At 42.7% G+C, this 11,914-nt stretch carries 9 protein-coding genes and 1 pseudogene; all 10 read left to right on the top strand.

The genetic code is table 11. The annotated features are described in order from the left end of the window. The first annotated feature begins 282 nt into the window (after nucleotides 1-282). Nucleotides 283-2,751: a beta-glucosidase family protein gene (locus AC1MGI_RS05775; RefSeq protein WP_480348885.1), complete on the top strand. Its 2,469-nt coding sequence runs from the start codon at nucleotides 283-285 to the stop codon at nucleotides 2,749-2,751. Between the two features lie 159 nt (nucleotides 2,752-2,910). Beyond that, complete coding sequence (locus AC1MGI_RS05780) at nucleotides 2,911-4,410, top strand: right-handed parallel beta-helix repeat-containing protein (RefSeq protein ID WP_480349710.1); 1,500 nt, start codon at nucleotides 2,911-2,913, stop codon at nucleotides 4,408-4,410. Between the two features lie 158 nt (nucleotides 4,411-4,568). After that, nucleotides 4,569-4,757 carry a hypothetical protein gene (locus AC1MGI_RS05785; RefSeq protein ID WP_157279699.1) on the top strand — a complete coding sequence of 63 codons (189 nt, stop codon included), beginning with the start codon at nucleotides 4,569-4,571 and terminating at the stop codon, nucleotides 4,755-4,757. A 1,322-nt stretch (nucleotides 4,758-6,079) separates the two neighbouring features. Next, entirely contained in the window at nucleotides 6,080-6,589 is a 510-nt protein-coding gene (locus AC1MGI_RS05790; protein WP_062187234.1) for a YfiT family bacillithiol transferase, read from the top strand. A 259-nt stretch (nucleotides 6,590-6,848) separates the two neighbouring features. Continuing rightward, the gene (locus tag AC1MGI_RS05795) at nucleotides 6,849-7,226 is read left to right on the top strand and encodes a DUF4181 domain-containing protein (RefSeq protein ID WP_480348886.1); all 378 of its coding nucleotides are present in this window, start codon (nucleotides 6,849-6,851) and stop codon (nucleotides 7,224-7,226) included. 168 nt (nucleotides 7,227-7,394) lie between these two features. After that, nucleotides 7,395-7,460: pseudogene (rpsI, locus tag AC1MGI_RS05800) on the top strand (30S ribosomal protein S9); the annotation flags it as partial. A gap of 1,215 nt (nucleotides 7,461-8,675) precedes the next feature. Beyond that, the gene (locus tag AC1MGI_RS05805) at nucleotides 8,676-9,035 is read left to right on the top strand and encodes a P-II family nitrogen regulator (protein WP_480348887.1); all 360 of its coding nucleotides are present in this window, start codon (nucleotides 8,676-8,678) and stop codon (nucleotides 9,033-9,035) included. A 5-nt stretch (nucleotides 9,036-9,040) separates the two neighbouring features. Beyond that, complete coding sequence (locus AC1MGI_RS05810; protein ID WP_480348888.1) at nucleotides 9,041-10,351, top strand: ammonium transporter; 1,311 nt, start codon at nucleotides 9,041-9,043, stop codon at nucleotides 10,349-10,351. 373 nt (nucleotides 10,352-10,724) lie between these two features. Beyond that, on the top strand, nucleotides 10,725-10,970 hold the full coding sequence (locus AC1MGI_RS05815; protein ID WP_480349711.1) for a transposase: 246 nt from the start codon (nucleotides 10,725-10,727) through the stop codon (nucleotides 10,968-10,970). 502 nt (nucleotides 10,971-11,472) lie between these two features. Beyond that, the gene (locus tag AC1MGI_RS05820; RefSeq protein ID WP_480348889.1) at nucleotides 11,473-11,913 is read left to right on the top strand and encodes a DUF2521 family protein; all 441 of its coding nucleotides are present in this window, start codon (nucleotides 11,473-11,475) and stop codon (nucleotides 11,911-11,913) included. Nucleotide 11,914 lies beyond the last annotated feature (1 nt).

Here is an 11,914-nt window from a genome sequence, read left to right on the forward strand (position 1 = left end):
ATATTTTATGGTCACTTCTGGTCACCATCACTTAAATTTATTTATTTTGATTGTTTATTTGGCAAATCATTGCTTGCTACAGTGTTTGAATACCACTTTCGAGGCTTTAGTAGCGTTACTAATCTCGCGGTTTTTTGTTCCATTTCTGTAATAAACCGTTCATTAGGCTAATAGACAAATAATTAGTTTACTGACTATACTAATTGATAAATAGATAGAAGGGAGATATAAAACGAATTATTTCAATACATAGACAGCATAGATAGTAAGGGAGAGACTAAGATGATAAAACGAATTAGTTCAATTTTTTTGACAGCAACGATCTTCATGTCTACGTTAGTAGTTCCTGCTAATGCGATGAACGGTGGAACGAAAGGGAACAGCCCTTGGATGAACACCAAGCTGTCTGCTGAGGAGCGCACCGAGCTGCTTCTCGATGAGATGACGATGGAACAGAAGATGCAGCAGATCGCTATCTCGCGATTCAATGAGAATGACACCGGTGAGACGGTTGTAATCAATAAAAAAGGTAGCAGCAAGTACCAGAACGGCGTATTCGCGCCTGAGGGTACCCTGCCAGGATGTGAGTGGCAGGACACTGGTCGGCAGATCCATGGGATTGAGGATCTGGGCATCCCCACAATCCGCATGACCAACGGTGGTACAGGCGTTAAGGGCGGATCGTGTGGTAATGACCCGTTAGCTACAGGTCTACCGTCCACTCCGGCTATGGCTGCTACATTTGACCGCGAGCTAAACTATGAGGCCGGCCGAATCCTTGGTGAGGAGACACGAGCTTTCGCGCATCACGTGTTTCTCGGACCAGGTATGAACCTCATTCGTCACCCGTACGGTGGCCGAAACTATGAGTACTTCAGTGAGGACCCGTATCTGACAGGTATCCTTGCGATTGAGCAAACAAAGGGTATCCAGGACCAGGGAGTCCAGGTCCAGCTCAAGCACATGGCAGGAAACGAACAGGAAACTGAGCGTTGGACGATGGGTGTCCAGGTTCCCTCAAATGCCATGAACGAGTTGTACATGTTGCCATTTGAGATGACCGTCAGAGATGCTAATCCAGCCTCCGTGATGTGTTCGTTCCCGGATGTTAACGGAACTTATGCATGTGACAGTTCTGAACTTCTTCAAGATGCCCTGCGTAAAAACTGGGGCTTTGACGGTTACGTCATGAGTGACCGTCGCGCGATTCATGACACAGTAGCTGCTATCAAAGCTGGTACGAATGTCGAGCTTGACTGGGCACCACAGTACTACACTCAAGAGAAGATCCAAGAGGCTCTCGACTCAGGTCAGGTGACTGAGGACGACATCGACAATTTACTTCGTCCGCGTTACATCAAGATGATCGAGTTTGGCCACATGGACGAGCCTTACGACAAATTTATGCCGGAGATCGTTGATCCGATGCTCAACGGCGCTAGCGCACTGAAGATGGCCGAGGAAGGCTCCGTGCTGTTGAAGAACGACAACGGCTTCCTGCCACTGGACGGCGAGCCAAAGTCGATCGCGTTGATCGGCATTGAGACGTTCGCTGGTTCGGCAAAGATGTCACCTCGCTCTGTTCGTGACGACAATGATTATGTAGTGACTCCATATACGGTCACACCACAAGAAGGCTTAGAGAATGTTATTAAAGAACTTGGCTATAACACTGAAGTGAAGTACAACGATGGCAGTGACCCGAAAGCCGCTGCTAAGCTTGCCGCTGAGTCCGACGTCGTGCTTCTTATGATCGGAGACAATCCACATGAGACGGTGGACCGTGATACCCTCGGATTCCCAGCCTTGAACCTCGAAACGGGCTTGGCTGAGCAGGAGCCGGTGATCGATGCGGTTATGGAAGCTAACGCGGAGAACACTGTTGTGGTATTGAAGACTTCTGGTACGTCGCTAATGCCATGGTTGGATGAAGTACCTGCAGTTCTTCAGGCGTGGTACCCAGGTATGGAGGATGGCAATGCCGTTGCTAACCTGCTTTATGGTAAGGTCAATCCTTCTGGTAAGCTGCCGGTGACGTTCGGTGCCACTGAGCGTGAGGCCGCATTCGCGACCGAAGTGCAGTACCCTGGAACTCGTCAAGATACTGGCAAACCAGGTGGCCCTGGCGCGTACGGTAACGGTTCCAAGCAACTAATTGCCCAGTACACAGAGGGCCTTGAGATGGGCTACCGTTGGTACGAGGCAAACAACGTGAAGCCGGTCTTCCCATTCGGTTACGGCTTGTCGTACACGAATTTCGAATATGACAAACTTAAAGTGAAGAAGGTCCAAGATAAAGGATCGTCGACTGGTATTGATGTGTCCTTCACGATCAAGAACACAGGTGACGTTGCTGGTAAAGAAGCTGCACAGGTCTATCTGACTCTACCAAACGAGGCAGGTCAGCCGACTAAGCGTCTTGTTAACTTTGAGAAGGTTGACCTTGAGCCAGGTGAAAGCCAACAGGTGACTGTGCGAATTAACCAGGCTGACTCCAACCACCCGTTCTCTTATTTCATTCCGGAAGAACCGGACAACCTAGCGAACTGGGCTGATGGCGAGTGGGCTATTGTTGATGGGAAATACCGCGTGCATGTCGGTGGTTCCTCGGCAGACACTCCGTTGGAAAAGGACATCCCGTTGAACTTCAAACTCAACAAGGACAACAACAAAGACAACAATGGTAACAAAGGCAACAACAATGGTAACAAAGGCAATGGCCAAGGCAACAACAATGGCAACAGCCAATGACAATAGCAATGGCAAGGGGAACTCTAATCGGTAGGCCCCTGGCCGTGGGATGATGTCGGCAACCCGAAGGCGGTGAGCGCGTGCGCTCACCGCCTTTCTCATCGCTTCCATAAGCGATGAAAGGGACGAAAAGAGTACAGAAAGGACGTGAGAAATGTGATGAAGGAATCCGTTCGGAACAGTCGGCGAGGGCTGGCGTATACAACATGGTGGGTAGTCCTTGGCCTGGTGTTCCTCTTGACCGCATGCACCGTCGAGGAATCCGACGGGCCGGTCGAGAGCGATGAAGCCGTAGAACCCGCACCGTCCGAGCGCGGCGACTGGCAGGCCCCCGGCTTGGTGGACCGGTCCGGCAAGCCGATGGAGGTGCGGACGCCGGGTCCGGCCACGGGCAGGACCCTGGACGTCACTCACTTCGGGGCAGATCCGGATCCGGACTCACATGACGACGCAGCAGCTATCCGGGCGGCCCTGAACGCGGCCGTACCGGGTGACGAAGTCCTGCTGCCGGCAGGCACGTATGACCTGCGCTCCACTGACCCGGCCGACGAGTCGGCGAACATCGTGCTGCGCAGCGGCGTGGACCTGCGCGGCGAAGGCCAGGAGAGCACCGTGCTGCTGACCTCCCTCGACGGCGAGGATGACAGCCGGGTGATCCGCGGCTCCGGCGTCCACGACGTCATCGTCGCAGACTTCACCATCACCTCCCATCATGAGGGTCCACTTGGCGACGACCCTGACGACGGCGACGCGAGTGGCGGCCCAATGTACGGGATCCACCTTGGAGCCCACGAAGGGCAGGCTAGCTCCCAAATCCTGGTGAAGAACCTGGGCATCCGCAGGTTCGAGCGCCACGGCATCTCTGTCAAGGCCAGCCGTGAAGTGACCCTCTCTGGAAACTATATCAGTGAGGCAACTGCCGTCGGTCCCGGCGGACAGGGCTACGGCATCGCTATCGAGGGCTCAAGGGACCAACACGACCCGGATTCCGCCAACGATTCCCGGCACAACGTCGTCATCGGCAATACCTTCGATGGCAGGCATCTGCGGCACGCTATTTTACTGCAGTTCCCCACGCACAACAATCTCGTGGCGGATAACACCATCGTCGGCAGCCACCTTGACGCCATCGACCTGCACGGCGAGGGTGAATACCTGAACGAGGTCCGAGATAACACGGTCATCGGCGGGCATCGGGCGGGCATCGCGCTGGGCAATTCCGGCGGGGCCAAGAACAAGCACGATGCCTCGGGACCTGGAAACTGGGTGCACTCCAACGACCTGATTGGAAACCGTCAGGGAGTCCTCGTCATCCTGGGAACTCCTAACACGCTCATTGAGGATAACAGGATCACCGCCGGGGAGGATTCAAAGGCCGGCATCGAGGTTCGCAATGGGCCGGGTACGGAGTTGCGCGGTAACCACATCACTGGAGGGACTGACGGGTTCTGGGCCATCCGGCTCAATGAGGATCGCGGTACTGACGGACGGGGCACAGGAATCCCCTCAGGCATCATGATTGAGTCCAACGTTATTCGACAGACCGCCAACGGCATCAGGATTGATGCAGGGGAGGACCTGAGCTTGGTGGAAAACGTCGTTGACGGCATCGACGGAGCCGAGCTGAGGGTGGCCGACGGAATAGAGGTGAGCCGGTAGGCCCAGCAATTGGGACACCAGCACCTGATTGCCCAGGGACTTGGACATCTTTTCGCCGTCCAGTCCCGCCATGCCGGCGTGGGAGAAGGCGCGGATCAGGGCTCAAACTAAGAAAGTTGGTATTTGATTCCCGTGCTAAAGAGATAGCAGACAATAATATGCGTTATTTATCACAGGAACAAAAGAATGAAACCATTTATAACATTTCCATACAAGAATTGAAGAAAGGTAATACTTTCGAAGATGTATTTGGTAATGAAACGAATTTAGATTATATGATTCAAGCAATTAAAGCAGAAGCGAAGTACCTTGAAAAAGACTTTGCTAAAGAAGTGGCTAGTATGTAATTTAATCCCAATGTTTTATGATTATGTAACCCTAGGTACTAGCATATCCGAACCTCTTTAAACGTGAGGTGGGGGCAGATATGAAATGAACCGCAAAAGCTAGACGTGAATTTTATGTTGCGTTTTGGATATTCCATTAATCTGGCTTTTCTTTGAACTAAGTAAAGAAAATTCAATAGGGATAAATGTGGCACCATCTGTCCAACCAAGGGTAAGCATGTGAAATCCCTTATGGAAACGCAACGGTGCGAGAGTTGAGTAACTAGTAATTCTTATTTTAACTTCTATAATTAACCCAGCCTTCATCAAAAAGAGGGCTGGGTTCTATCTAATAAGTTCGCTCATTTTTCACATAAACCATATTTAATATATTCACTTACTACTTATTCAATATTTGCTTCAACATAAAATAGGCATACTAGATTGTTCCTAATCGACAAAATGTTTAACAGCGGTGGCATCCCCGTGGCATGAATGATGGCATGCAATTAAAAATAATCGATGATAATTACTTAGTATTAATTGAGTTAAAAAGTGCAAATCCTTTTATATAAAGGGATTTGCAGCTACTGTTGGTAACTTATAAGAATCAACGACACGCCTTTGACAGGGTGAAGTTCGAACTAAAGTATTAAAATGATTTTATTTTAAAGAAGTAATCACTAAAATTTTCACCTTTAATCTGTATTAATCTAATGGCTGAAAAAAGCAGGTGAGTAACAATTCATCTGCTTCAAAGATTTACACTACTAACTAATTTTACACATCACTCATAGAAAACCTTGTATTAATAACGTTTAAGACCTATTTCGATCACGACCACCAGTGACAAGGCTCAATTTCATCAGATATTGATGTTTATAATCTAAATAAATTATTATATTCTAACTAATTCAAATAAGTAATACACTTAAAGCTATTTATTGTTTATATACTGATTAGTATAAAACTTAATTATTTTAGATCGCTGAAGAGCGGTCAATCACCCTATTGGCCTGTCATAGCTTAGGGTGATTTTTTTGTCCATTTAATGAATAAGCGGAAAGTATAAGTTTTTGAACAGTGCCTAGCTTCAGCGCCCAGCCCCTCGAGTCACTTCTCCTTCTCCTACGAAGGCAAAAAACGCCTTCTCGTCGGGGCTAAGCAGGCGCTTGAGCTTTTTTATGTAGGATTTATAGAAGGATTTTAAACGTTAATACCGAAATACATAATGGATCATGATTTACAGCATTCTGAACAGATTGATGGAGTGATTCGTACACATTCATTTATGTAATAATAAATAAGTAAAGAAATAACGAATAGGGAAAAGGGGATTGAAAATGGATGTAAGATACCCGATTGGGAAACTACAAGTTCCTGAAAAAGTAACATTAGAAAATATTCGAGAATCGCTAAAGGAAATCGAAACTTACACGATTCGATTAAGAGAAACTGTCGACTCATTAAGTGACGAGGAATTAAGCAGAACTTATCGTGAAGGTAGCTGGACAGTTCGTCAACTTGTTCATCACATTGCAGATTCTCAGTTGAACATGTATCAACGTTTGAAGCTGGCTTTAACAGATGAGAATCCAACAGTACCAGCCTTTGATGAAGAAAAGTGGGCTATTCAACCGGATACAAAGCTTCCTGTAGAAAGTTCTATTAAAATGTTAGAAGGTATAAATGAGCGCATCGTATCTTTAGGACATAGTTTAACTGAAGAGCAATTAGATCGAGCTTTTACTCACCAGATAAACGGTAAAATAACAGTTGCAACAAAAGTTGCAAAATTAGCTTGGCACGAAGAGCATCACTTAGCCCATATAAAAATCGCATTATCAAAATAATACAATATGTATAGAAGTGGCTTATCGAACCTCGATAAGCCGTTTTTAAAATTAAAATAAGGAATAATTACAGAAGTTCTATTCAACTAAAGGGCCAGATTGTGAACCAACTCTTTTGAAGAAAATTAGATTCCTAAGCAAATTTTTCAAGGAGATTGTAAAATTTATACTTAAAGTAAAGATGCAGATTAGTTAAACAAGATAATTGGAAATATTATGGAATAATAGAGATAACATACATATAAATAGGGGATTAGTTGTGGGATTTTTGATTTTAATGATTGTTCCTTTTATTATTGTTCTTATTATTTTGGGGTTCTTATTAGAAATAATAATAAATAAATTACTTGGTGTTGAAAAGAAAAAGATTTCCGAAACTTCTGGTGAAAAAGTAGACCGATGGGGAAGAGGTATTATTTTGGTTATCTTTTTATGCACTCTTCCGTTTGTTATTACAAAGGACATAAATGTTATGAAGTGGTATTGGATTCTCTATTTAATATTATTATTGGGTTTTCAGTCTATTCTGGAGTGGAATTACCTGAAGAACTCAAAACAACATGTTACTACACTTATTTTTCTAATGCTAAGTGTAACTATTATGTATAATATAGAGTATTTTCTTCAATTATTGTGATGGAGTGTAGCTTTAGTTGAATAAGTAAGGGTTATTTTTGACCACATTCTGACCACCAAACATATATAAGAGTATATTATCAAACTTTTATTAAACAGAAAAAGATCCCGATAAATCAGGCTTTCAGTAAATTATTTTATTCCTAGTTTCTTCATATTTAATATATAAATAAAAGAACGTAAAAAATACGGTCTTAAAGGCGCGCGTCGTGCACCTCAGTTCTCAAAACGTTAATTTTATTACGTTTCAAGGCTCCCGAACCTTTTGGTTTGGGGGTCTTTTTTATGCATGAAAAAGGTTTTTGACCACGGAAATATTTATGACCACATCTCATAGCTCAATGTGCCTTTGAAATTGTTGTGCAGTTTGTTCTTTTAATGTATCTGTTACGTGTGTATAAATGTTCATCGTCATTTGTATCAGAGTGCCCTAGTCGCCCCTGAACTTCTTTAATACTTGCACCAGCCTCGAATAAAAGGGAAGCATGGGGATGAAGTAATCCATGAATAGTAATCCTGTGAAGAGAGTGTTTTTTAATCACAATATCCAGCTTTTCATTTGGATAAGCTAAGCGGAGCACCGTCACCCCGTGTAAAAACTATTTTATTACCATCATCTTTATTCACATTAGCTAAATCCGCTTCTATTTGCCGTATACGCTACTTTTTGAGTAAGGATATGGTCTTTATAGTGTCTAAATTAATTAAACGCCTAGATTCCTTTGTTTTAGACGTTTGAAAGGTAAACTCCCCATTGTTATGAAATAGTGTCTTTGTAAAGCGAATAGAACCAGCCTCAAAGTCTATATCATCCCATGAAATAGTACATAATCACGGAACGTTAATTTTTGTTTCGTGGTTGTTAGGAACTGTTTTATCTCATCCTTTTTCCAGTAATTCCACTCATCAACTTCGTTTTCGTCATTGATCATTTCCTTTTGCTGTCTAGGTATACTTACATGCTCTAATGGTTTTTCGATATAATGTCCATTTTGATCACATATTTAAAAACTTGGTTAGCCTGAATTTTTATATCATTTGGATCTTGTTCAATTAACGGGCAGGATAGTTGAATATCATTTTATATTATTTAAATATTCAAGTTATTATTAACTGAACAATATGAATGATCTCAAAATTAGATTGATTTTATAAAAAAGTTATATTATTCAGATGAATAGTAAAGTGATAAGATAAATTTAAAGAGAAAGCCATTTTCCAAAATCCAAAAAGGCGCTTCTCATTAAGCAATCAAGCAGGACATATCGGTGCTTTGTCAGTTAAAACATTTTAGTTCACAAGCTGGTGGCTTTGAATACAGGTGCTGAAGGACATCCCCCGCTTTTTAAAAGGGCTTGTTCACAAGTGAGCATAAAAGATCCAAGAAGCAATGGTTATCATATAACGTCGGATAACGTCAGAAAATTTACCATATAAAAAGGTGGTTTAAATGAAAAAAATCGAAGCGATTGTAAGACCTGAAAAGCTAACTGAAACGATTAAAGGGTTAAAAAAGATAGGAATTACAGGGTTTACTGTATCCCAGGTAGTCGGAAGAGGAAAACAGAAAGACAGTCAGGGAGTCTATCGCGGGAAAAATTATAAAGTAACTCTTCGTCCGAAAGTGAAATTGGAGATTGTCCTTTCGGATTATCTGGTTGAGCTAACGATTAAGAAAATTATTGAATCTGCCCAAACTGGAGAAGATGGTGACGGTAAAATTTACGTTTATCCGATTTTAGAAGCCTATAACATTCGAACCGGAAAAGCAGACCATGATATTGATGATTTGGTAAATGGGGAGGAATAACTACCGTGGAACTAATTTATTTAAATACCGTATGGATTGTGTTAGCTGCGGCAATGGTGCTATTTATGGAAGGTGGATTTAGTTTACTGGAATCTGGTTTTGTTAGAACTAAAAATGCTGTCAATGTAACAATGAAGATTTTTGTTGATTTAACGATAGGAGCATTAGCTTTTTGGTTAGTTGGTTTTGGTATTATGTTTGGGAAGGATACATTTGGAATCATTGGTACTACTTTATTTGGTAGTCCAGAAAAGATTGCTCTTTCCATTGAATTGCCTAGTGCGGCCTTTGTACTGTTTCAAATGGGATTTGCAGTAGCTTGTGTCTCGATTGTTTCGGGTGCAGTAGCTGAACGTATGAATTTTAAAGCCTATATATTAACAGTAGCACTTATATGTATTATCATTTATCCACTTTCAGGTCATTGGATTTGGAACAGTGATGGTTGGTTGGCAAAGTTAGGAATGAAGGATTTTGCAGGTTCGGCTGCTATTCACGCGGTAGGGGGTTTTATTGCTTTTGCAATGGCAAAAGAGTTAGGACCGAGAAAAGGTCGATTTAATTCGGATGGAAGTGCCAATGTTTTTGCACCTAGTAATATTCCTTTAGCTTCAGCTGGTGCATTTATTTTATGGCTGGGTTGGTTTGCTTTTAATGCAGGAAGTACGTTAGATGCTTCTAATGCAGATCTCGCGTCGATTGCCCTTAATACAATGCTTGCAGGAGCAAGTGGAGGTGCAGCTGCCCTGTTTATAACGATGAAAAAGTTCGGAAAAGCAGACCCAAGTATGACCATTAATGGAATATTAGCTGGACTAGTGGCAGTCACGGCTGGATGTGCCTTTGTTGGTCAATGGAGTGCAATTATTATTGGGATAATTGGTGGTTTGATTGTGATTTATGCTACTTTATTTGTAGACAATATAAAAGTAGATGACCCAGTGGGAGCTGTGGCCGTTCACGGCTTCAATGGAGTGTTTGGAACGATTGCGGTGGGATTGTTTGATAAGTCTCAAGGTCTTTTGGCAACGGGTGATTTCTCTCTTTTAAAAATACAAGTATTAGGTGCAGCGGTAGTCGTTGTTTGGGGACTTATTGGTGGAGTAATTATCGCAAAGGTATGTGAAAAGACTGTTGGCTTCCGAGCGAGTGAACGTGAGGAAGAAGAAGGGTTGGATATGTCCTACCACGGCATTCCAGCATATAACGAATTAGAACGCTTCACAGATTTTCCTACCAGTTTGTATGATTTTGAAGAAACAACAGGTATCTCAGTTGCTCCTGCTAGTAGTAATAGTAAAGAAAAGGTTGTTTGACTTTAGTTCAATAAGCAATGAAAAAGGATCTTTGAAAGAACCTAGTTTGATTTTCATTTTAGTTAATAAACTGAAGCTGAACCTTGATATAATAAGGATTGTTTTATTTCATATTTCTTCATAATAAGCGGAAATGAAAGAACGTAAGAAATAAGGTCTTAAAGGCGCGCATCGTGCACCTCAGTTCTCAAAACGTTAATATTATTTAGATATCAACGTTTACAGCCCTTTCTCGGATTAACGAGGAAGGGTTTTTATTTACCAATATATCTGTTTAAATAACCCTTGAATCCTCTGCCTTCTAAATCCATTATTGAAGAATAAATTAGATGGCTGGCTCAAGAATCGCAATGAATACACGGCAAAACTCGGTTTGGAAGAATGGCGTAACCTGGCCAATGATTCCAACATCGGGGCGTTTAAACCGGCGGTAAAAACGTTTAATAGGTGGAAAACGGAAATACTGAATTCCTCCGTAAATCCATATAGAAACGGCTATATAGAAGGTGTGAACAACACCACCAAGGTCATTAATCGAAATTTGTACGGAATCAAGAACTTTGGCTATTTAAGAAGGAAGATATTGTGGCGTCAGCTTATAAGGGAAGTGAGTGCCTAAAAGGCACCCATTCCGGGGTGGATACTTTTAGTGGACTAGATACCACCACATTTGACGGAGAACCCGTTTTGATTCAATTGGTTTAAGTGTTGGAATATGGGATTGATTATCAAAAAAAGAGGATCTCCCAAAGGGCCCGCTTCCGCACATTACATCATTTAAAGTGTGTAGTGTGTGGGGATGGGTCCGTATGGAGAGATCCTTATCACGAAAAAATGGCTTACCAACCGAAATCTATCGTGTAAATAAAGTTTAAAGTAAATGTCGTATTTTGTCGAAGGATAAAGATTGGTGAGTACACCATAATTTGTTATATTCCTCACTAAATATTGTTTGTATCGTTCTAATTGAGTGATGAGACTTGGTATCTATATGGGGTCTAAACCCTCTATCGCAAATTTCCATCTAATAACTAGCATTGCTACCTCTGGCTCGCAGACACTATAGATAAGCTGGGAAATAACCTGGGAAATGGGGTCTTGACCCTTTGGAGGTGCTGTTTGTGATTATAGAGGGTTTTGAGGAGCGTCGAAGAGTACGGCAGGTGAAGTATGAGCGGCGGTTGCTTCGGGATTTATCTGTGGAAAATATGAGAGCGAGAATTCGGGAGTTTTTTGGTTCTGATTCATATAATGGAATCCGTGTTTCTGAGGTTTTGGAGGAAGGTTGCTTTGATGTAGCTATCGAAAGCTATTTACTTGGGGGCCATTATAGCAGATTTGGTTATTATGGTGAATCTGAAGATATGGTGAAGGCACGATGCCACCAAGAAGAGACACAACTTATTGATACACTATTTAACTTTATTCTTTATTGGGGGAAGATTGGTGAGCAAGAACTGTACAATGATAGCCTTTACTATAGGTGTAGTGTGTATGTTGAAATGTGGTGGAAGGAAGGATTTCGGACTGGGGAAAGATCATATAAATTAAGACTTCACTAAT

Source organism: Peribacillus sp. BM1 (assembly GCF_056679975.1).